Annotated in this window: 19 protein-coding genes; 7 read left to right on the top strand and 12 right to left on the bottom strand. The window is 60.2% G+C overall.

From position 1 onward, the window contains the following. Positions 1-132: 132 nt before the first annotated feature. Entirely contained in the window at positions 133-936 is an 804-nt protein-coding gene (locus PSH91_RS22225; RefSeq protein ID WP_076383584.1) for a SirB1 family protein, read from the bottom strand. 186 nt (positions 937-1,122) lie between these two features. On the opposite strand from PSH91_RS22225, the gene PSH91_RS22220 reads away from it, so the two are divergent. Then, on the top strand, positions 1,123-2,142 hold the full coding sequence (locus PSH91_RS22220) for a Glu/Leu/Phe/Val dehydrogenase dimerization domain-containing protein (RefSeq protein WP_047228617.1): 1,020 nt from the start codon (positions 1,123-1,125) through the stop codon (positions 2,140-2,142). A gap of 72 nt (positions 2,143-2,214) precedes the next feature. Here the strand turns inward: PSH91_RS22220 and PSH91_RS22215 are convergent, their stop codons facing one another. After that, positions 2,215-2,475 carry a YebG family protein gene (locus PSH91_RS22215; RefSeq protein WP_047228616.1) on the bottom strand — a complete coding sequence of 87 codons (261 nt, stop codon included), beginning with the start codon at positions 2,473-2,475 and terminating at the stop codon, positions 2,215-2,217. Positions 2,476-2,780: 305 nt separating this feature from the next. Here PSH91_RS22215 and PSH91_RS22210 point away from each other — a divergent pair, with 305 nt between their 5' ends. Beyond that, positions 2,781-3,281, top strand: a complete 501-nt coding sequence (locus tag PSH91_RS22210; protein ID WP_076383585.1) for a phosphate-starvation-inducible protein PsiE — start codon at positions 2,781-2,783, stop codon at positions 3,279-3,281. On the opposite strand, the gene PSH91_RS22205 is transcribed toward PSH91_RS22210, so the two are convergent. Continuing rightward, positions 3,278-3,595 (bottom strand): DUF3509 domain-containing protein, encoded by a 318-nt coding sequence (locus tag PSH91_RS22205; protein WP_047228614.1) that lies wholly within the window; start codon positions 3,593-3,595, stop codon positions 3,278-3,280. The genes PSH91_RS22210 and PSH91_RS22205 overlap by 4 nt on opposite strands. A 499-nt stretch (positions 3,596-4,094) precedes the next feature. Here PSH91_RS22205 and PSH91_RS22200 point away from each other — a divergent pair, with 499 nt between their 5' ends. After that, a complete protein-coding gene (locus PSH91_RS22200) occupies positions 4,095-4,505 on the top strand; it encodes an HPF/RaiA family ribosome-associated protein (protein ID WP_047228613.1) in 411 nt (136 codons plus the stop codon). Positions 4,506-4,590: 85 nt separating this feature from the next. On the opposite strand, the gene fecA is transcribed toward PSH91_RS22200, so the two are convergent. From fecA to PSH91_RS22180, 4 genes are all read right to left on the bottom strand, one after another. Then, complete coding sequence (gene fecA / locus PSH91_RS22195; protein WP_047228612.1) at positions 4,591-6,930, bottom strand: TonB-dependent Fe(3+) dicitrate receptor FecA; 2,340 nt, start codon at positions 6,928-6,930, stop codon at positions 4,591-4,593. Positions 6,931-7,040: 110 nt separating this feature from the next. Continuing rightward, entirely contained in the window at positions 7,041-7,988 is a 948-nt protein-coding gene (locus tag PSH91_RS22190) for a FecR domain-containing protein (protein WP_172833786.1), read from the bottom strand. Between the two features lie 8 nt (positions 7,989-7,996). Further along, entirely contained in the window at positions 7,997-8,485 is a 489-nt protein-coding gene (locus tag PSH91_RS22185) for a sigma-70 family RNA polymerase sigma factor (protein WP_160893384.1), read from the bottom strand. A 129-nt stretch (positions 8,486-8,614) separates the two neighbouring features. Continuing rightward, positions 8,615-9,490: a helix-turn-helix domain-containing protein gene (locus tag PSH91_RS22180; RefSeq protein WP_160893382.1), complete on the bottom strand. Its 876-nt coding sequence runs from the start codon at positions 9,488-9,490 to the stop codon at positions 8,615-8,617. 139 nt (positions 9,491-9,629) lie between these two features. On the opposite strand from PSH91_RS22180, the gene PSH91_RS22175 reads away from it, so the two are divergent. Further along, positions 9,630-10,532, top strand: coding sequence for a DMT family transporter (locus PSH91_RS22175; protein WP_107321893.1), 903 nt, complete (start codon positions 9,630-9,632; stop codon positions 10,530-10,532). A 42-nt stretch (positions 10,533-10,574) separates the two neighbouring features. On the opposite strand, the gene PSH91_RS22170 is transcribed toward PSH91_RS22175, so the two are convergent. From PSH91_RS22170 to norR, 5 genes are all read right to left on the bottom strand, one after another. After that, positions 10,575-11,546 carry a D-glycerate dehydrogenase gene (locus tag PSH91_RS22170; protein ID WP_047228607.1) on the bottom strand — a complete coding sequence of 324 codons (972 nt, stop codon included), beginning with the start codon at positions 11,544-11,546 and terminating at the stop codon, positions 10,575-10,577. A gap of 263 nt (positions 11,547-11,809) precedes the next feature. Beyond that, the gene (locus tag PSH91_RS22165) at positions 11,810-12,559 is read right to left on the bottom strand and encodes a YkgJ family cysteine cluster protein (protein WP_107321895.1); all 750 of its coding nucleotides are present in this window, start codon (positions 12,557-12,559) and stop codon (positions 11,810-11,812) included. Positions 12,560-12,636: 77 nt separating this feature from the next. Beyond that, positions 12,637-12,963 (bottom strand): hypothetical protein, encoded by a 327-nt coding sequence (locus PSH91_RS22160; protein WP_305466776.1) that lies wholly within the window; start codon positions 12,961-12,963, stop codon positions 12,637-12,639. Between the two features lie 98 nt (positions 12,964-13,061). Further along, positions 13,062-13,964: a chemotaxis protein CheV gene (locus PSH91_RS22155; protein WP_047228604.1), complete on the bottom strand. Its 903-nt coding sequence runs from the start codon at positions 13,962-13,964 to the stop codon at positions 13,062-13,064. Positions 13,965-14,164: 200 nt separating this feature from the next. After that, the gene (gene norR, locus PSH91_RS22150; protein WP_305466775.1) at positions 14,165-15,721 is read right to left on the bottom strand and encodes a nitric oxide reductase transcriptional regulator NorR; all 1,557 of its coding nucleotides are present in this window, start codon (positions 15,719-15,721) and stop codon (positions 14,165-14,167) included. Positions 15,722-15,872: 151 nt separating this feature from the next. Between norR and hmpA the strand changes: the two genes are divergently transcribed. The 3 genes from hmpA (at position 15,873) to cyoA (ending at position 19,634) form a co-directional block, all read left to right on the top strand. Continuing rightward, the gene (gene hmpA, locus PSH91_RS22145) at positions 15,873-17,054 is read left to right on the top strand and encodes an NO-inducible flavohemoprotein (protein WP_107321898.1); all 1,182 of its coding nucleotides are present in this window, start codon (positions 15,873-15,875) and stop codon (positions 17,052-17,054) included. Positions 17,055-17,384: 330 nt separating this feature from the next. Further along, entirely contained in the window at positions 17,385-17,894 is a 510-nt protein-coding gene (locus tag PSH91_RS22140) for a disulfide bond formation protein B (RefSeq protein ID WP_047228601.1), read from the top strand. Between the two features lie 792 nt (positions 17,895-18,686). Next, positions 18,687-19,634 (top strand): ubiquinol oxidase subunit II, encoded by a 948-nt coding sequence (cyoA, locus tag PSH91_RS22135; RefSeq protein WP_047228600.1) that lies wholly within the window; start codon positions 18,687-18,689, stop codon positions 19,632-19,634.

Raw genomic sequence — 19,634 nt, 5'->3', positions numbered from 1 at the left:
GTTCGCGATGGCGGTGGTTGAGCTTACAAACATGTTGTCTGACACACCGCTATCGCGAGCAGGCTCGCTCCCACCGAAGGAGAGGGGGCGAGCCGTTGGGTTACCACCTCGTCATCCGCGATCTACACCCGCTCAATGCACAATTGAATTGGGCGGCAGATGCCCCAGCCGTTCCGTCAGCCGGATTCGCTGGATCGGGTCTTCGCTGAGCATCAGCGCGTGCTCCAAGTCGAATCGTTCGGCGTTGGGACAGTCGAGCCGTTGGTACAGGCTGGCGCGGGCCAGGTAATCGGCGGCGCTGGCGTTGCCCAGTTCAAGCACCCGTTCGGCGTCGATCAGTGCAGCAATGTAGTCGTCGTTGGTCAGATGCAATTGGCGAAGATTGCGCGACAGGCGCTGGAGCATCTGCATGGGCTCGGCACTGACCAGGTGCTCGGCTTTGAGGGGCATGTTGGCGCCGTATTGGCGTTGCAGCAGTTCCCGACAGTCGTTGGGGTACAACCGGCGTCCGCCACACGGGTCGAGCAGATGATCGGCACCGGGGACCCGCAACAGGAAGTGACCGGGGAAATTGACACCGACCATCGGAATCTCCAGGCCACGAGCCAGCTCCAGGGCGATCAGGCCGAGGGCCAGGGGCTGTCCACGTTTACGCGTCAGCACCTTGTCGAGCAACGCGGCCCGTGGGCGCAGGGGCGTGAAATCGTCCTGGGCGAATCCAAGGTCATTGAGGCGGCGCAGCAAGGGTTGGCCCAGTTCGCTGACGGGCAGCATCGGCAGGTCATGGCTGACACGCTGTTGCAGATCCTTGAAATCGTTCAGCAACGCCGGTACGTCCACTTCGCGATCATGTTCGGCAGCAATCCACAACGCTGCTTCGAACAGCGCCGGTGGGGAGCGGTGCAGGCAATCAAAAAAGGCTTGGCGCGGTGTCATCACAGTCTCCGGGCTATGCCTCGTTTTTAGCTCTGCTGCGGGCTTTCGTCCAGTCTCGTCCGGGGAAGGAATCAGGTTATGCCCAAAAGACTGGCCGTCCGGTCGACTTATTCCGGCGCGCTCCAGCAAATTTTGAGCGCACGCCTATACTGGCGGAACAAACAAAAGTGATTCGGGAGCCTGTCGATGTTTGCTCTCATGCAAAGCTCCCGCCTTGAATCGCTGCACCTGAGCGTAGACCCGGCCACCGGGTTGAAGGCGGTGATTGCCATTCATTGCAGCCGTCCTGGGCCTGCTCTGGGTGGATGTCGTTATCTGTCCTACCCCGACGATGAAAGTGCCGTGGTCGACGCCGTGCGCCTGGCCCAAGGCATGAGCTACAAGGCCGCACTGGCCGGCTTGCCGGTGGGCGGCGGCGTGGCCGTGATCATGCGTCCGGCCCATGTCGAAAGTCGGGCTGCGTTGTTTGAGGCATTTGGGCGCTGCATCGAGCAATTGGATGGCCGCTATATCACCGCCATCGACAGCGGCACCTCGGTGGCGGACATGGATTGCATCGCCCAACAGACCCGTCATGTGACCAGCACCACGGCTTCGGGAGACCCAGCGCCTCACGCGGCGATGGGGGTATTCGCCGGCATCCGTGCCACGGCCATGGCCCGCCTGGGCAGCGACAACCTGGAAAGCCTGCGGGTAGCGATCCAGGGCCTGGGCAATGTCGGTTTCGCCCTGGCCGAACAGTTGCACGCCGCAGGCGCCGAACTGTTGGTCAGCGACATTGACCCTGGCAAGGTTCAACTGGCGATGGAGCAACTGGGCGCGCATCCGATCGCCAACGATGCACTGCTTAGTACCCCGTGCGACATCCTCGCCCCCTGTGGCCTGGGCGGGGTGCTCAATAGCCAAAGCGTGGCGCAACTGCGTTGCTCGGCGGTTGCCGGGTCGGCCCATAACCAGTTGAGCAACCTGCAGGTGGCCGATCAGTTGGAACGGCGTGGGATCCTCTATGCGCCGGATTATGTGATCAACTCCGGTGGCCTGATCTATGTCGCCTTGAAGCATCGCGGCGAAGAGCTGTCGACGATCACCGCGCATTTGTCGAAGATCGGCGCCCGGCTTACGGAAGTCTTTGCCCACGCCCAGGCAGAAAAACGCTCACCGGCCAGGGTGGCCGATGAATTGGCAGAGCGTTTGTTGTACCGATAAAAAAGATCGCAGCTTTCGGCAGCTCCTTGGTGGATTCCATGGAGCTGCCGAAGGCTGCGATCTTTTCAAGGCTTATTCAGCAGGGGCATTGAGCAGTTCGGACAAGGCGTCCGGTTGACTCTTGAACGCCTTGGCGAACACATCGCGATTTTTCGCCATGTAGATGCCGGCTTCCTCAACCTGTTTCTCGCTCAGCGAGGGAACGGCTTTTTGCAATACTTCGGCCAGCAATTCGGCGAGTTCCAGCATTTTGTCATGACGGTCAGCTTCGGCTTTATCCATGAACAAGCGCTCCAGATCTCGGCTGCTGCGGTATACCACTTCGACGGCCATTCACCACCTCACATGCCTTCACATTGGTTATCTTTGTGACTACTGTATTTATATACAGCCAAAAGGATAAGCGAATCCCTTCCCTTTGGATAGTGGCTTTTTAATGTAGACGTATTTGCACATTTGTCGCGAGCGCTGGTGTGGGAGCCAGCCTGCTCACGACAGGGCGGCATCAACATCGTAAAAGTGTCGGGTTGCGGCCCATCGCCATCTCACCCTCAGCCGCTGGCCTTTTTTCTGCATGCAGAACAACCGTCACGTCCAACCCGCATCATCCGGTCGAGTCGACCTAAGGAAACTACATCGTGAAAATCAACTGGGCCGAGAACCTGCGCCAGAACGTACATCAGTTGGCCGAATCCCTGGGCAATCTGTTCGTCGAGACGTTCCATTACCTGGCACTGTTTGCCATCGGAGCGGTGACCGCCTGGGCGGCGGTGATGGAGTTTTTGCAGATGCTCGAGCAGGGGCACATCAAGATCGATGACATCCTGCTGCTGTTCATCTATCTGGAATTGGGAGCGATGGTCGGGATCTACTTCAAGACCAACCACATGCCGGTGCGGTTCCTGATCTACGTGGCGATCACGGCGCTGACGCGCTTGTTGATTTCCAACGTCTCCCACCACAGTCCGCCTGACCTGGGCATCATCTACTTGTGCGGCGGCATCTTGCTGCTGGCGTTCGCGATCCTGGTGGTGCGTTACGCTTCCTCACAGTTCCCTTCGGTGAAAATCGAGCACCCGCACCGCAAGGTTGGCGCGGGTTCCAGCGAGCACGCCGAAGTGGAGAAGGGCGAGATCTAGAAACCGGCGGGGGCGGATGTCGCGCCCTGCGTCTGCGGTGGTGGCAGCTTGACGTTGTCACCGCCGGTCATGGCTTCGAGGATCGCCACAGCGCTGTGGCCCTGCTCGATGGCGATGCCGAACTGGATGCTCTGGACCAGGCGCCGCAGGCGTTCCGGGTCATTGCGTTGCTGGGCGCTGATCATGCGCTTGGCGACGATGCGCCCGGCCTTGGAGAGGGTTAGCATGATGCTGCCGTCCAGGCCCTGGATGCTCAGATTGATTTGATACTGCGGCGCAAAAGCGTCGGTAATGAGCTGAAAAGGGTTGTCCATGATGCGTCACCGCCTGATTGAACGTGCAGTTGTTGACCGGCCGTGATCGGGATTAGTTCGCGATACCGGACCACCGGCCATTCCATGATCGTGCTTCATCCAGAGCCAGGCAGAGGTTGGATCGGAAGATCCCAACCTGCGACCGCTCCAGCAGAGAGGTAGCAAGGGGCATGCCGGAAAAACTGTCGGACAATGATCACGGCGCATAGGCGCTGAAGGCCTTGGCATGCGGCCTGGGAGGCTGCCCGTTTCTGTGCAGGAATGGGCGAATGGTCGCTGACGGTGCAGGGTGAGCGCAGAATTTTCGTGGGGTAAGCAAGGCGAGGCAACTCCCGACATTAACAGCGCTTTTGTCCGTTGTCCGGCTTTATTTGCGTATGAATATTTATCTTTTCGAAGGGGTTGAATTGTTCTGCCGCCAGCCCGACTCTGTATTCAAGGGGTCGTCGCGCTACCGTCGATTGGCCCCTGGCGAGCTAGCCGAAATAAGGGATGAACTATGCAAATCCAAGTCAACAGCGATAACCATATTCAAAGCAGCATCCGACTGGAGGAGTGGGTACGTACTACCATCGAAAGCACGCTCGAACGTTATGAAGAAGACCTGACACGGGTCGAGGTCCATTTGCGGGACGAGAACGGCGACAAGCCCGGTCCCCATGACTTGCGTTGTCAGCTGGAAGCACGGCCAAAGGGTCTGCAACCGGTCTCGGTGACACACAAGGCCGATACGCTGGAACTGGCCATCGAAGGGGCGGCCACCAAGCTTGAACATGCCCTGGAGCATCTGTTCGGCAAACTGCGCGTCAAACGCGCCACCGCTGAGAAACCGACCGAGTCGGTGGCCTTGGCCGATGCGATGCTGGAAGAAGAATTCCTGGAGAACGAACGGGCTGCACTCAACGGCTGAGCCCGATCATTTAAAATTACCCACCGAACAGACGGGCCTGCAATCGCAGGCCCGTCTTGTTTCAGCGATCCATCGCAGCCCCTAATCAGAACGCCACGGACGTCTGCACATACAGCGTGCGCGGTTCCCCTACGTATTTGCCCCGGTTGTTATCGTCGAACGAGCGGGTGAAATACTGGGTATTGAAGATGTTCTTCACACCCACCGCCACGTTCAGGTCCGACAGTTGCGGGCCGAAATCATAGGCGGCGCGGCTGCTGAACAGCATATAGCCAGGGATATTGCCGGTACTGCCGTCGGCGCTTTCGGCGCGGGTATTGGCGTTGTCGGCAAACTGCGCGCTCTGATAGGTGCTGTCCAGGTTCAATTTCCACGGCCCGTCCGTGTAACCCACGCCGAGTGTGCCTTTGTGCTTGGAAGAAAATGGCACGCGGTTGCCTTTGTTCGGTCCGTCTTCCCGAATGGTGGCATCGACGAAGGCATACGTGGCATATACGTCAAAACCGGCCAGCGCCGGACTCAGGCCGTCGAGGGCGTAGTTGATGCTGGTTTCGATGCCCTGGTGGCGGGTTTCGCCACGGGCAATCACCGAATCGTTGGTTTGGTTGCTTTCGTATTGGTTGTCGAAGTTGATCAGGAACGCACCGATCTCCGCCCGCAGGTTGCCATTGTCATAGCGGGTTCCAAGTTCCCAGGTGCGGGCTTTCTCCGGTTTCACTTCACCGCTGCTCACACGGTTGGGCATCTGGCTGTACTGCACACTGCCGAATGAACCTTCGGTATTGGCATACAGATTCCATTCATCGGTCAGGTGGTACAGCACATTCAGCGCTGGCAGGGCGGTGTTGTAGTCGCCCTTGTATTTCACGTTGGTCAGATTGTTTGTCTGCTGCGATTCGATCATTTCGTAACGAATACCGGGCGTGATCGTCCATTTGCCAATATCGATCCGATCATCGATGAAAATTGCATTGGCTTCGGTTCCACCCCGTGTATCGCGGTCGTTTCGGCTGGAGGTTGTCGGCAATTCGTTGCTGGCGATCGGCGTGCGATAGCGCAGTTCATGGCCGGCCTCGTTGATGTAGCGATAGCCGACGCCGACTTCGTGGCTGGTCGGCCCGAGGTCGAAACCTTGGGCAAAACGGGTTTCCAGGCCGCGTACCCAATATTCACGAGGCGACAGGGACAGGAAGGTGCCCTGGTCCAGGTAGCCGCTGCGCAAAGTCTTGGTGAAAAACGTGCTGGCGGTAAATTCGCGTCGATCCTGCTGGTAGCGGTAGCCGAAGTTGACCAGGGTGCGACGGCCCCAGAAGCGGTCATTCTGACGGGTGGACTGATACGGGTTGGCGTCGTAGTCGGCCGCATTCAGGCCGCCGGGCATGTCGGCCTCGCCTTCGTAGTATTGGGCCATGGCATTAAAACTGTTGGCCTCGTCCAGTTGGTAGTTGCCCTTGAGGATCAAGTCGTCGATTTGTGTGTCGCTGTGTTCGCGCCAGTCGCCGCCGCGAGTGCCGGAGTACAACAGGGCACCGCCAAGACCGTTGTCGGCGGTGCCGCCGGCCAGCAGGTTGGCGGATGTCTTGAAGCCGTCGTGGCTGGAAGACGGGCTGGTCTCGGTCTGGAAGCCGCCCTTTACCGTCGGCGCCTCGGGAATCGCCCGCGTCACGAAGTTGACCACGCCACCGACGTTTTGCGGACCGTAGCGCACCGCGCCGCCTCCGCGCACGACATCCACCGCGTCCATGTTGCCCATGCTGACCGGCGCGAACGATAGCTGCGGTTGGCCGTAGGGTGCGAAAGGCACCGGGATGCCGTCCATCAGCACCGTGGAACGTGAGGCCAGGCGAGGATTGAGCCCGCGGATACCAAAGTTCAGCGCCATGTCATGGCTGCCGGTGCCGTTGTTTTCCGGTGCGTTGACGCCAGGAATGCGATTGAGCACATCCCGGGCCTGGGTCGCGCCCTGGCGTTCAAACGCCTCACGACGGATGACGTCTCGGGCACCGGCGTGTTCGAAGACATTGGTCGGCGCGGCATCGCCGAGCCAGTCACCGACCACGGTGGTGGTGCCGATGTCCAGCGCGGTGCTGGCGGCCGGTTGCAGGCTGAAGGCGTTGTCTGCCTCAGGGCGGGCTTGCAGGCCTGTGCCTTCGAGCAGCGCGCTCAGCCCTTGCTCTGGGCTGTAGCTGCCTTCCAGGCCCCGACTCTGCAGGCCTGCGGTCGTCTGTGAGCTGAAGGAAATCAACACCCCAGCCTCGCGTCCGAATTGATTGAGGGCATTTTCCAGTGACGACGGCGCGATGTGATAGGGCTTGGCATCTGCAGCCTGTACGCAAGGCAGTACGACGAAACTCAAGCTGGCCCCCAGGAGCAATTGACGCACGGTACGGGCGAGCGGGGTGAGACGGGTGGGTTGTTGCGGCATGGATGAGAATCCCGAGAAGGTTGTATCGAAGTGCTTTCCTTCTCTGTCACCCCAGGTGTGGAAAACGGCTCACTGGTGCATCACTTTTTTTCAGCTGGGGTGGCCGTGGTTCAGGCTCGAGCTTCGACCGAGATCCAATAGCGGGTGAAACGACGCACTTTTACCGGCAGGCTGACTTCCAGCAGATCGAGGATTCGCTCGCTGTCGTCCAGCGGATAGGTTCCGGAGATCAGAAGGTTGGCGACCGCCTCGTCGCAGTGCAATTGGCCACGTCGGTAGCGGCCTAGCTCGTCGAGAAAGTCTGCCAGGCGCATGTGCGCCGCTACCAGCATGCCCTCTGTCCAGGCGCCGCTGTTGGCATCCAGGGCCGTGGCGGGCCCGGCGCCGTTGATGCCAAGGCTCAGTTGCCGTGACGTCGCCAGCAACAACGCCGGGCCGTGTCGGCTACGAATGTCCACCTGGCCTTCAAACACCGCCACCTGGGTGTGGTCCGGATACTCGCGTACGTTGAACCGGGCGTTGCGGCTTTCCAGCAGGCCATGGGCGGTCAGCACTTGCAGGGGCCTTGGGTCGCGGGCAGCGGTCAATAACAGTTCCCCCTCCAGCAGGTGGATCAAGCGGCGTTGAGCGTCGAAGCGAACGTCTACCGCACTGCCGCTGTTGAGCTGCAACTGGCTGCCGTCATCCAGCGTCAGACGACGCCGTTCGCCTACCGGGCTGCGAAAATCGGCCATCAATGGGGGTAGCAGTTGGCGTTCACGCAGGCTCCAGGTCAACGCTGAACCGGCCCCAAGCACCAACAACATTTTGAGCGCTCGACGCCGCGCAGCGGACTTCGGTGCATTGAGGGCCGCATGGGCCAACGGAGAGGGCACGCTGCGCAGCCGCTGATTGACCCGCTGGATATGCTCCCAGGCGCGGCGATGTTCGTTGTGAGCATTGAGCCATTGCTCCCAGGCTTTCTGCCGGCGAGTATCGAGTGGGCCTTGCTGCATTTCCAAAAGCCAGTGCACGGCCTGTTCGGCCACTTTCGCACTGACATCTGGTGCGCTGTTCATCGCTGGGGTCATAAGGCGAAGTAGCAGCGCATCGCTGCCTTGTTCAAATGACGCTTGACCGTCGCCAATGAAATTCCCAGTTCACGGGCTATTTCGTTGTAGGTCAGGCCATCGACCTGGGCCAGCAGAAACGCCTGCTTGACCGCTCGCGGCAAACCATCGAGCAGTTGGTCCAGTTCCATCAGGCTTTGCAGGATGATTGCCCGTTCTTCCTCCGACGGCACCACCTGCTCCGGCAGTTGGGCGAGGGTATCGAGGTAGGCGCGCTCAAGGTCCTGGCGTCGGTAGTGGTTGAACAGTACGCGCTTGGCAATGGTCGTAAGAAACGCCCGGGGTTCCAGGACAGGCTGCGGGTCGCGCGCAGTCAGTACGCGCATGAACGTGTCCTGGGCCAGGTCGGCGGCACTGTCGGGGCAGCCGAGTTTTCTTCGCAACCAGCCGTTAAGCCAAATGTGATGGGCGTTGTAGAGCACTTCGACGGTGTGTGCAGGCGGCAACGAGGAGCATCCCGACAGCGATGAGCTGTGCTAGAGAACAAGAATTGTTCGCATTGTAGGGGCGCGGCGGTGGCTACGGCAATCGGGATCAGTACCTGCTTGTTTCATTTGACCGGGGCACGCTGATGCCTAGCGCAAAAACGCCTGTCGATACTCGCCGGGTGTCGCGCCGAGGGCCTGCCGGAAACGATTCGTAAAATGGCTGGCGCTGGCGAACCCGCAGGCCAACGCGACCTCACCCAGCGGTTTTGACGTGCTGCGCAGCCAGTGCCGCGCGTGGGCCAGACGTCGTGCCAGTACGTATTGATGGGGCGGCAGGCCGAAGCTTTCGCGGAACATCCGGGCAAAGTGATATTCGGACAGCGCACACAGCGCCGCCAGTTGGCCGAGGCTGATGGCGTCGGCCAGATGGCTGTCGATGTAGTCCACCAGCATTCGCCGCTGGTGAGCGGCCAGCCCGCCCTTGAGGCGAAGCCCCTGGCGCTGGCCGACCTGGCTCAATAGCAGATGGTTGAGCAAGTCATGGGCCAGGCTGGTGGTCAGAAGGCGTTCACCGGGCTCATCCCAGTTCAGGGCGATCAACTGGCGAAAGCGCTGTGCCTGTTGCGGGTCGTCGAGAAAGGTGGCTTCGCGCAGTTGCACTTGCCGCGGCTCGCGATCCAGTAGCGTGACGCAACCGATGGCGAATTGCTCAGGGCTGAAGTACAGGTGCGCGAGGCGAATGTCGCCATTGATGACCCAGGCCGATTCATGCCCGGCCGGAAGGACGCAGAGTTTGCCGGGTGCCCCGGTGGTGTCGGGGCGTTCGCGGCGAAACGTGCCGGTACCACCGGCGATGTAGCACGACAGCGTGTGGTGAGTCGGCGCCTCGTAGTCTTGGGCGTCGTGATGGTTGCTCCACAAAGCGGCCGCCATGCCGTCTCCAAGCTCGGCACTGTGCTCAAGGCGAGCATTGGGCGAACTGTTGAGGGCTTGAAAGACTTGCAGGGTTTGCAGTGTGGGCATGATCGGGTCTCTCCAACGCCTTGCATCCTACTCCGTCGGTCGGCTCATGCCAGCCTGCAAAGCGACAAAACCGCAAGTTTACGCAAGCGCCCGGTGGCGGGCGGCGCAACACTGGCGGTCATTGTCAGGAGTTGCCGTTATGAACCTCTCGTTGTATCTACTTACCGTGCTCATCTGGGGCACCACCTGGATTGCGCTGAAATTGCAGTTGGGCGTGGTCGCCATCCCCGTGTCGATTGTCTATCGCTTCGGCCTGGCGGCGCTGATTCTGTTTGTGATGCTCTTGCTCAGCCGACGTCTGCAAGCCATGAACCGGCGCGGTCATTTGATTTGCGTGGCCCAGGGCCTGTGCCTGTTTTGCATCAACTTCATGTGTTTCCTCACTGCCAGCCAATGGATTCCCAGCGGGTTGGTCGCGGTGGTGTTCTCTACCGCCACGCTCTGGAATGCCCTCAATGCCCGCGTGTTCTTCGGCCAAAGGATCGCCCGCAACGTCTTGCTGGGCGGCGCCTTGGGCTTGCTGGGGCTGGCGCTGCTGTTCTGGCCGGAGCTGGCGGGTCATAGCGCAAGCCCGCAAACGCTGCTCGGGTTGGCCTTGGCGCTGCTGGGAACCTTGTGCTTTTCGGCGGGTAACATGCTCTCGAGCTTGCAACAGAAGGCCGGTCTCAAACCGTTGACCACCAACGCCTGGGGTATGGCTTATGGTGCGGCGATGCTGGCGGTGTGGTGCCTCTTCAAAGGCATTCCGTTCGATATGGAATGGAACGCGCGCTATGTCGGCTCGCTGTTGTACCTGGTGATCCCAGGTTCAGTGATCGGCTTCACCGCCTACCTGACGCTGGTGGGGCGCATGGGGCCGGAGCGGGCGGCGTATTGCACGGTGCTGTTTCCGGTGGTGGCGTTGAACGTCTCGGCGTTGGTCGAGGGCTACCAATGGACGGCGCCGGCACTGCTCGGGCTGGTGCTGGTGATGTTGGGGAACGTGCTGGTGTTTCGCAAACCCCGGCCCGTGGCGACGCAAGCCGCCCTGGGCGCACGCTGAGCCAGGGGATGGCAGGCCCGGCCCCGGCGCCTGCCCGATGGTTTACTTCCAGACTTGCGGGTTGACCAGGTTCTTCGGTCGCTCGCCCAGCAAAGCGCTGCGCAAGTTTTCCACGGCAAGATCGGCCATGGCTTCACGGGTTTCGTGGGTGGCCGAGCCGATATGGGGCAGGGTTACGGCGTTTTTCAGCTGGAACAGCGGCGATTCGGCCAACGGTTCTTTCTCGTAAACGTCCAGCCCGGCGCCGCGGATGCGGTTGTTCTGCAAGGCTTCGATCAGCGCCGGTTCATCCACCACCGGGCCGCGGGAAATATTGACCAGAATGGCACTCGGTTTCATCAGGGCCAGTTCACGCTGGCCAATCAGGTGGCGGGTCTTCTCACTCAATGGCACCACGAGGCAAACAAAGTCTGCTTCGGCGAGCAACTGATCCAGCTCGCGAAATTGTGCGCCCAACTGATCTTCCAGTTCGGTCTTGCGGCTGTTGCCGCTGTAGAGAATCGGCATGTTGAACCCCAGCCGGCCACGCCGGGCAATGGCGGCGCCGATGTTGCCCATGCCGACAATCCCCAGGGTCTTGCCGTGCACGTCAGTGCCGAACAGCTGCGGGCCGACCGTCGCCTGCCATTGGCCGGCCTTGGTCCAGGCGTCCAGTTCAGCGACGCGCCGGGCGCTGCTCATCAGCAGGGCGAAGGCCAGGTCAGCGGTGCTTTCGGTGAGCACGTCAGGGGTGTTGGTGAGCATGATTCCACGCTCATTGAAGTAGGCCAGGTCATAGTTGTCGTAACCCACTGACACGCTGGACACCACTTGCAGATTCGCGGCGCTCTGCAGTTGTTCGCGGCCGAGCTTGCGTCCGACACCGATCAGGCCATGCACGTGGGGCAAGGCTTCGTTGAACTGTGCATTGATGTCGCCGTTCGACGGATTGGGCACGATCACGTCGAAATCCTGTTGCAGTCGTTCGACCATCTTGGGTGTGACACGGCTGAAGGCAAGTACGGTTTTTTTCATCGCAGAAGGCTCATCAGGCAAGGAATACCAAGCACGCTAACATTCTGGATGTGGGTTAGGCGAGAGGGGAGCGTCGATTGAGGCGAGTCAGTGGCAGGAATGGAGTACTTATGGGCAGTACCTATGGGGGAGCATCTATGTTGGATGTGGGAGCGAGCCTGCTCTCGATGACGGCGGCACATCCACCATCACTGCAAACTGATCCACCGCTATCGCGAGCAGGCTCGCTCCCACAAGGGATTTCTATTTCATCCCTGGGGTGTTTACGCCGCCCGCAGCGAAATAAACGCGTAGTTGACCGGTGCCTCAGTGGCAACCCGTGCTCCACTGGCCAGGACCTGGCAGGCCACGTCATCACCGGACAAATGGAACTGCCATTCACTGGCCGCTTGCTCCAGTGGCTGCAAACGGACCTGATCAATGACTGCGGCGAATGCGCTCATGTCCGGCAGGTACGCGGTAAACCCGTCGCCCTTCAGCGCGGTGGTGAGGATGCCCAGCGAAGCGCAGATGCGCTCCTTGATCCGGATTTCCTCGCGATCGGCCTGACGTGAGCGTTCGATCAACTGCGCCAGTTCCCTGTCGACCAGTTCACCGCCGAGTATCAGTTGCGGTCCGGTCTCCCACGACTCTGGCGGGCATTCCTTTACGGCAATGTTGAGCGGGATGTGCGGGTTGATTTCCATCGGATAGATACGGCACACCAATGGGCGGCGCTCGTAGATGCGGCACAGGTTTTCTTCGTCAAGATTGCGGCAGCGCCCGGCGTTATAGGCGGCGAAGGTGATTGCCACCAAGGCCTCGGTGGTGCCGCTGTGGACCCGCGCCGAACGGCGCTCAGCGTGTTCGCGTTGCGCCGCCGGCAGGCCGAGGCCGTTGGGCAGGAAGGCTTCCACCAGGACAATCACCTGGCCGCCGTCGTCAGCCCACATCCGGGCCTCGTCGAGGGTCAGGGGGACATGGTGATCGGTGCAGCATTTGCCACAGCCTACGCAGGAAAACGTTGTGTTCATTGAGCGCCCGGTCAAAAGCTGGAAGGCGGCGACAGAAAAACGCCGCGATTAACCGATGCGAAGCAAGTTGTGCGCCATCACCGGCTGTTGTCGGCGGGGCGGATGGAGTCCCACTCGGTCACGTAGGCGGTCTTGGATTTCTTGCGGTAAAGGCACAGCTCGGTGCCCGTCGCGCCTTTCATGTGTTTCTGCGGATACTGGCCTTGCAGCAACAGCACGGTATAACCCACCCGGTCATCGAACTGCGCGGCAGTGCCCACAGGCTCGGCGTTCTTCAAGCCGCTGGCCTTGATGCAACTGGCAAGCACGGTTTTGTCATGGGTGGCCCAGGCCTCTGGGCTGGAGGCGTGGGCCTGGGCGGCGAGGGCCGTGAAGCCCAAAAACATGAGTGCGTGGATTTTCATCAGCAAGATCCTTGTTCTGGGAAGCCAGGACAGGAGTATGCCTGAGGTGCCGGGATGATCATTCCCCTATACGCATGGGAATGATCATCAGGCATGACTCAGTGGCCTTGCTCGGCAACCGCCTTGGCGGCCGTGATCAGGCACTTGGTCAGCTCCGGTGAGGAGAACTTGGTCAGCACGCCATTGGCCCCGGATAGCCGAGCCTTCTCGCTGTTCATGGCGCTGTCCAGCGAGGTGTGCAGCAACACATAGAGGTGGGCGAAGTCCGGCGTTTCCCGCAGGGTCCGGGTAAGGGCGTAGCCGTCCATCTCCGACATTTCGATGTCGGAAACGATCAGGTTGATCTGCTGTGCAGTGCCTTGCAGGTCCAGCAGGCATTCGATGGCTTCCTTGGCGCTGCGAGCGGTGTGGCATTGCAGCCCGAGGTTGCGCAAGGTGTGTACCGATTGTTGCAACGCCACCTGACTGTCATCGACCACCAGGATCCGCGCGTTGCCCAGGACTTCGGCGTCTTCCATGCTCAGCTCGGTGGGCGCCGTTTCAATCTGCGCCGGGGCGATACCGTGGATGACTTTTTCGATGTCCAGCACCTGCACCAGCGTGCCATCCACCGACGTCACGCCAGTGATGAAGGCGCGTACGCCGCCTGAGCCGAAAGGCGGGGGTTTGATGTCGGTGGTCAGGCAATGCACGATCTTGCTCACCGCCTGCACATGCAGACCCTGTTTGGATCGACTCACATCGGTGACGATCAGGCAGCCGCCATCCGGATCTTCCAGAGGGCGTTCGCCGATGGCGCGGCTCAGGTCGATCACCGACAACGAGGCCCCGCGCAGGGTGGCGATGCCTTTGACGTGCGGGTGCGACTCCGGCAGTTTGGTCAACGGCGGGCAGGGAATGATTTCGCTGACTTTGAGCAGGTTGATTGCCATCAGCTTGCCGCTGCGCAAGGTAAACAGCAGAAGCGAAAGTGAGTCTGCGCGGGCTTTGTTGGAAGACATAAAAACCTTCTGTGGAAAAAGGTGGGGCGAGCGTGAAGAACGCCAAAACAGCTTTTGATATTGGGTTATCGACCCGATGGGGGCTGGCTTTAGGGCGAAACCCACAGACAATCGATTTCAGCTCAGTGGCCTGGGAATGCATACGCTATGGTCAGGCGATAAATGCCCTCGCCGCATGGGGCGTCGGTGGTACAGAAGGTTTATTTGAGTCCCAACCGCTTGGCCATCCGCCCCAGGTTTGCCCGATCCAGACCCAGTTCCCGAGCGGCGCTGGCCCAGTTGTGCTGATGCCGTTCCAGGCAGGCGATGATCAGCTTGCGTTGAAAATCGTCCATGGCTTCACGCAAGTCCCCCGTGACCCCCTCCAGGGCAGGTGCGGGGCTGGCGGATGAAGGTGGCGGGTGTTCTTCCGGGCTGCGGGGCAAGTCCAGGTCCTGGGCGCTGAGGCTGAGGATCTTTGGCCGCACCGGACACCGGCCCAAGGCTTTTAAGGCGCTTCGGCCGATCAGGTGCTCCAGTTCACGTACGTTCCCCGGCCAGTCATACGCCAGCAATGCGGCCTGGGCGTCACTGGTCAGGCGCAGGCTGCCCAGGCCCATGCGCGAACGGTTCTGCTCCAGGAAAAACCCGCTGAGCAGCAGCACATCGCGCCCACGATCCCGTAGTGCCGGCACCAGCAACGGGTACACGCTCAGGCGATGATAGAAGTCGGCTCGATATCGCCCGTTGCGCACTTCTTCAGCCAGATCGCGATTGGTGGCCGCAATCAGGCGTACATCGACCCGATGTTCCTTGTCCGAGCCCAGCCGTTGCAACTGGCCGCTCTGCAGCACTCGCAGCAGCTTGGCCTGCACGGTCAAGGACAACTCGCCCACTTCATCGAGGAACAACGTGCCGCCATCGGCCAGTTCGAATTTGCCGCGCCGGTCGTTCGTGGCCCCTGTGAAGGCGCCGCGTACATGGCCGAAGAGTTCGCTTTCCACCAGGGTATCCGGCAGTGCGGCGCAATTTAGGCTGATAAGCGGCTGCTCGGCGCGCTTGGAGGCCGCGTGTATGGCTTGGGCGACCAGCTCCTTGCCAACCCCGGTTTCGCCAGTGATCAGCACCGTCAGGTCGCTGCCCCCCACCAGGTTGATTTCTTCCACTAATCGCTTGTGGGCCTTGCTCTGGCCGACCATGTCGCGAGGTAGCTGGCCGCTGGCCTGGCGGTAGACCTCGGCGCGGTGATGTTCGTCTTCGGCTTTCAAGGCCAGCCGATCGATGCGTTCGGCTGCGCTGACCGTGGCGGCGGCCAGGCTGGCAAAGGCCTGCAAGGCGCTCAGGTCGATGGGCTCGAAGCGTTCGGGGTTCAGCGCGTCGAGGGTCAGCAGGCCCCACGGTTGCTCGTCGACGAACAGTGGGCAGCCCATGCAGTCGTGGACCTCCAAGTGCTCCTCCAGACCTTCGACCAATCCGTCGTACGGGTCGGGCAGGTCACTGTCGGCGGCAAAGCGAGTGGGCTGCGGGCTGGCCAGCAGTGCCTGGAAGCGGGGGTGTTCGCTAATCCGGAAGCGTCTGCCCAGGGTATCGGTACTCAAGCCATCCACCGCCAGCGGCACCAGACAGTCTCCGTCCAGGCGCAACAGCGCGGCGGCGTCGCAGGGCAACAGGGCTCGCAGCGCGCCAAGCAGGCGACGATAGCGCTCGCCTTCCGGCAACTCGCGGGAGAGGTCGGCCACCAGCGGAAGCAGCGAGGTCAGCAGGGAGGTTGCGGTCATAATGACTCCATGTGGTCCTTAAGACTATAAGGCGTGTCGTGTCTTTATGACTATAAAATTCATAAGATATTGAAAAATATGAATAATTTTTATGGCATGAAACCTGATAGGCATAGGTATCAGTTTTTCGTAATACGCCAGGAGTCACCTTATGCTCAGCCGAGAAGAACGCGCCATCATCCGCTCCACCGTGCCCTTGCTTGAAAGCGGTGGTGAAGCGCTCATTACTCACTTTTATCGCATGATGCTGTCCGAATACCCGCAAGTGCGCCCGTTGTTCAACCAGGCTCACCAGGCCAGCGGTGATCAGCCCCGTGCCCTGGCCAACGGCGTATTGATGTATGCCCGGCACATTGACCAGCTCGATCAGTTGGGCGACCTAGTGGCCAGAATCGTCAACAAGCACGTCGCCCTGCAAATCCTGCCGGAACATTACCCCATTGTGGGGGCCTGCCTGTTGCGGGCGATCGCCGAGGTGCTGGGTGAAGAGATCGCCACGCCGCAAGTGATTGCCGCGTGGGGCGCTGCCTATAACCAGTTGGCCGATATCCTGATCGGTGCCGAAACCGGCATGTACGAGCAGAAAGCCGCAGCGCCGGGCGGCTGGCGGGGCGAGCGTGAGTTCATCCTGGCAGCCAGGGTGCAGGAGAGCTCGGAAATCACTTCGTTCTACTTCGAGCCGGCGGACAAGGGCGCGATCCTGGTGGCCGAACCAGGCCAGTACATCGGCATGAAACTGGTGTTGGATGGCGAGGAGGTGCGCCGCAATTATTCGCTGTCGGCCCTGGCGGACAACGGTCAGTATCGCATCAGCGTCAAGCGCGAGCCGGGCGGGCGCGTGTCCAACTATCTGCACCATCATTTCCCGATTGGCAGCAGCATCCAGTTGTTTCCACCGTCAGGGGACTTCTTCCTGACCCAGAGCGATAAACCGCTGGTGTTGATCAGCGGCGGCGTCGGCATCACCCCGACCCTGGCGATGTTGCAGGCGGCGCTGCAAACCGAGCGGCCGGTGCATTTTATCCACTGCGCACGTAACGGCGGCGTGCATGCCTTCCGTGACTGGATCGATGACCTGGCCCAGCGGCATCCACAACTCAAGCGCTTCTATTGCTACGACGAAGATGACGGCTTGAGCCCGGCGGCTGACAAGGTCGGCTTGTTGAGCCAGGAACAACTGGCGCAATGGTTGCCGCAGCAGCGTGACCTGGATGCCTACTTCCTTGGGCCCAAGGGCTTCATGGCCGCCGTCAAGCGCCACCTCAAGGCACTGGGCGTGCCGGACGGGCAAAGCCGCTACGAATTCTTCGGCCCGGCGGCGGCGCTGGAGTAACGGCGGGGCGAGCCGGGGTGATCCGGTTCGTCTGCATCGCGAGCAGGCTCGCTCCCACAATGGATTTGCGGCGGGCACGATTGGGTGATCAACGCAAAGACAACTGTGGGAGCGAGCCTGCTCGCGATAGCGGCGCCATGTTCACCCCATCCCGCCTGACTTCTCCAAGCAAAATTAATCCGTACTTAACCTCCCTCCTGTTTATTCCCCTCAATGTGGGCGGCAGCCGCTCGTTCTCTGTCATGGTCAGCGTGTAGACTTTGGCCATCCGACAGTGCGCCGGGTTTCTCCAGGCTGCGCGTCGATCCAATGCATACAAAGGGAAACGCAATGAATGAGCAAATGCTGCGCTTAGGCCGTGAACGGCGCTATCTGGTGCTGTTGGGGCTGATCTGTCTGGCGCTGATCGGCGGTGCGCTGTACATGCAGGTGGCGCTCGGTGAGGCGCCGTGCCCGCTGTGCATCCTGCAGCGGTATGCATTGTTACTGATCGCCATTTTTGCCTTCATTGGTGCGGCCATGCGTACCCGTCGCAGCCTGACGGTTTTCGAAGGCCTGGTGGTGCTCAGCGCCCTGGCAGGCGCGGCGGTAGCGGGGCATCACGTGTACACCCAGTTCTTCCCGGCGGTCAGCTGTGGCGTCGACGTGCTGCAACCGATTGTCGATGACCTCCCGCTGGCGAAGATCTTCCCGTTGGGCTTCCAGGTCGACGGCTTTTGCTCCACCCCGTATCCGCCGATCCTGGGCTTGTCCCTGGCACAATGGGCACTGGTGGCGTTCGTCCTCACGGCGATCCTGGTGCCGTTGCTGGTGTCGCGCAATCGCAAACAACTGCCCTAGAGTGCTTCAATCAAACGCCCCGGTTTCCAATGGGAAGCCGGGGCGTTTTGCGTTTCAGTCTTACTGCGTGCCAGCCTTGATCCGAGACAATAATGAGCCGCGACAGCGTGCGACACGTTGTCACACACTTGCTGTCATCCGGCCACTTGCTGCGCGAATAAGCACCTCGTTCTGCAATGAAAAATCAGCCGTTGCAGGCTTCATCCGGCTGACTGCCTCCCCCCCTAGCAGGCATTTCTAACAATCGGGCGTCTTGCCGCTCAGCCCCCGAATGACGGGGGCTCTACGGGCATAAAAACCCTCTTTAATCAACGCAAGCTGTCTAAATCGGGCGTAGTAGACCTACGTTTTCTGGGGTTCTTGTTGAGAATGAATTTCGATAAGATGCCGGCTTGTTTCGAATTCTGCGAAAGATTGTTGCTCGATTTGATGAAAATTATTTCAGGATAAGACATGGTCTCCGGCGTCTCAGCTCACTACAATCGCCCGCACCGAATTTCCGACCCGGCTCAGGCTTGAGCCCGTGAGGTGGTCGAAGGGCTCAAAGCCCCATGCGACCCCAGGTGTCGGTGCCTTCCAACTACCCGCACCAAATGGAATTGGGCTGTAACAAGGCCTTTGACCTACGAATTCGAATAAGAACTCACTGCTGGCCCGGGATGTGTCGAACAGCGTCTGACGCTGCGACGGTCAGCCCTTATTCAATCCAAGAAAAATGCCAACCCTTGGCAGGGTGAAGTGTTGGCGATCAAAACCCAACTGCATTGCGCAAGCTGCTTTAGAGGTCGTGAGATGAGTAAAAACAGGTACCCCCGATTACTAGGCTTGTTGCCTTTGCTCGGCACGTTGTTGCTGGGAGGCTGCAACATGACCTTGCTCGATCCCAAGGGTCAGGTCGGCCTGGATGAACGTAATCTGATCATCACCGCTACGCTGTTGATGTTGCTGGTCGTCGTGCCGGTTATCGTCATGACCTTCCTGTTCGCCTGGAAATACCGCGCGTCCAACACCAGTGCCACGTACACGCCCAAGTGGTCGCACTCGACCAAAATCGAAGTGGCGGTGTGGACTATTCCGGTACTGATCATCATTGCCCTGGGTTACATCACCTACAAGTCCACCCATGCCCTTGACCCGTATCGTCCGCTGGACTCCGACGTCAAGCCGATCACCATTGAAGTGGTCTCGATGGACTGGAAGTGGCTGTTCATCTATCCGGAACAAGGCATCGCCACGGTCAACAAGATCGTGTTCCCGGCCCACACGCCGATCAATTTCAAAGTCACCTCCGACACCGTGATGAACTCGTTCTTCATCCCGGGCCTGGGCGGCCAGATCTACGCGATGGCGGGCATGCAGACCAAGTTGCACCTGATCGCCAACCAGAACGCCGAACTCGACGGTATCTCCGCCAACTACAGCGGCGCGGGTTTCACCGGCATGAAGTTCAAAGCAATCGCCACGACCCAGGAAGAATTCGACGCCTGGGTCAACGATGTGAAGAAGGCACCTAAACAGCTTGAAAAAGCTGAATACGAAGCCCTTTCCAAACCGAGCCAGAACAACCCAGTCGAGCTCTACTCTTCGGTCACGCCGAACCTGTTCCAGACCATCATCGACAAGTATGAAGGGATGAACCCGGGCAAGCCGATGCACCACGAGAAGAACGAAAAGGAAGTGGCCCACAACATGGAAGGGATGGACATGAGTTCGCATTCAGCTGCCGGGGCAGAGGAGTAA

It is taken from the genome of Pseudomonas sp. FP1154 (assembly GCF_030687245.1).
Taxonomy (GTDB): domain Bacteria; phylum Pseudomonadota; class Gammaproteobacteria; order Pseudomonadales; family Pseudomonadaceae; genus Aquipseudomonas; species Aquipseudomonas rhizophila.
Note: the sequence above shows the minus strand (reverse complement) of the source record. Positions and strands in the feature narration are given on the sequence as shown.

Excerpts from the sequence above, each read along its gene's own strand:
- PSH91_RS22225 (WP_076383584.1), bottom strand. The coding sequence starts at position 936 with ATGACACCGCGCCAAGCCTTTTTTGATTGCCTGCACCGCTCCCCACCG.
- PSH91_RS22220 (WP_047228617.1), top strand. The coding sequence starts at position 1,123 with ATGTTTGCTCTCATGCAAAGCTCCCGCCTTGAATCGCTGCACCTGAGC.
- PSH91_RS22215 (WP_047228616.1), bottom strand. The coding sequence starts at position 2,475 with ATGGCCGTCGAAGTGGTATACCGCAGCAGCCGAGATCTGGAGCGCTTG.
- PSH91_RS22205 (WP_047228614.1), bottom strand. The coding sequence starts at position 3,595 with ATGGACAACCCTTTTCAGCTCATTACCGACGCTTTTGCGCCGCAGTAT.
- PSH91_RS22200 (WP_047228613.1), top strand. The coding sequence starts at position 4,095 with ATGCAAATCCAAGTCAACAGCGATAACCATATTCAAAGCAGCATCCGA.
- fecA (WP_047228612.1), bottom strand. The coding sequence starts at position 6,930 with ATGCCGCAACAACCCACCCGTCTCACCCCGCTCGCCCGTACCGTGCGT.
- PSH91_RS22190 (WP_172833786.1), bottom strand. The coding sequence starts at position 7,988 with ATGAACAGCGCACCAGATGTCAGTGCGAAAGTGGCCGAACAGGCCGTG.
- PSH91_RS22180 (WP_160893382.1), bottom strand. The coding sequence starts at position 9,490 with ATGCCCACACTGCAAACCCTGCAAGTCTTTCAAGCCCTCAACAGTTCG.
- PSH91_RS22175 (WP_107321893.1), top strand. The coding sequence starts at position 9,630 with ATGAACCTCTCGTTGTATCTACTTACCGTGCTCATCTGGGGCACCACC.
- PSH91_RS22170 (WP_047228607.1), bottom strand. The coding sequence starts at position 11,546 with ATGAAAAAAACCGTACTTGCCTTCAGCCGTGTCACACCCAAGATGGTC.
- PSH91_RS22165 (WP_107321895.1), bottom strand. The coding sequence starts at position 12,559 with ATGAACACAACGTTTTCCTGCGTAGGCTGTGGCAAATGCTGCACCGAT.
- PSH91_RS22160 (WP_305466776.1), bottom strand. The coding sequence starts at position 12,963 with ATGAAAATCCACGCACTCATGTTTTTGGGCTTCACGGCCCTCGCCGCC.
- PSH91_RS22155 (WP_047228604.1), bottom strand. The coding sequence starts at position 13,964 with ATGTCTTCCAACAAAGCCCGCGCAGACTCACTTTCGCTTCTGCTGTTT.
- norR (WP_305466775.1), bottom strand. The coding sequence starts at position 15,721 with ATGACCGCAACCTCCCTGCTGACCTCGCTGCTTCCGCTGGTGGCCGAC.
- hmpA (WP_107321898.1), top strand. The coding sequence starts at position 15,873 with ATGCTCAGCCGAGAAGAACGCGCCATCATCCGCTCCACCGTGCCCTTG.
- PSH91_RS22140 (WP_047228601.1), top strand. The coding sequence starts at position 17,385 with ATGAATGAGCAAATGCTGCGCTTAGGCCGTGAACGGCGCTATCTGGTG.
- cyoA (WP_047228600.1), top strand. The coding sequence starts at position 18,687 with ATGAGTAAAAACAGGTACCCCCGATTACTAGGCTTGTTGCCTTTGCTC.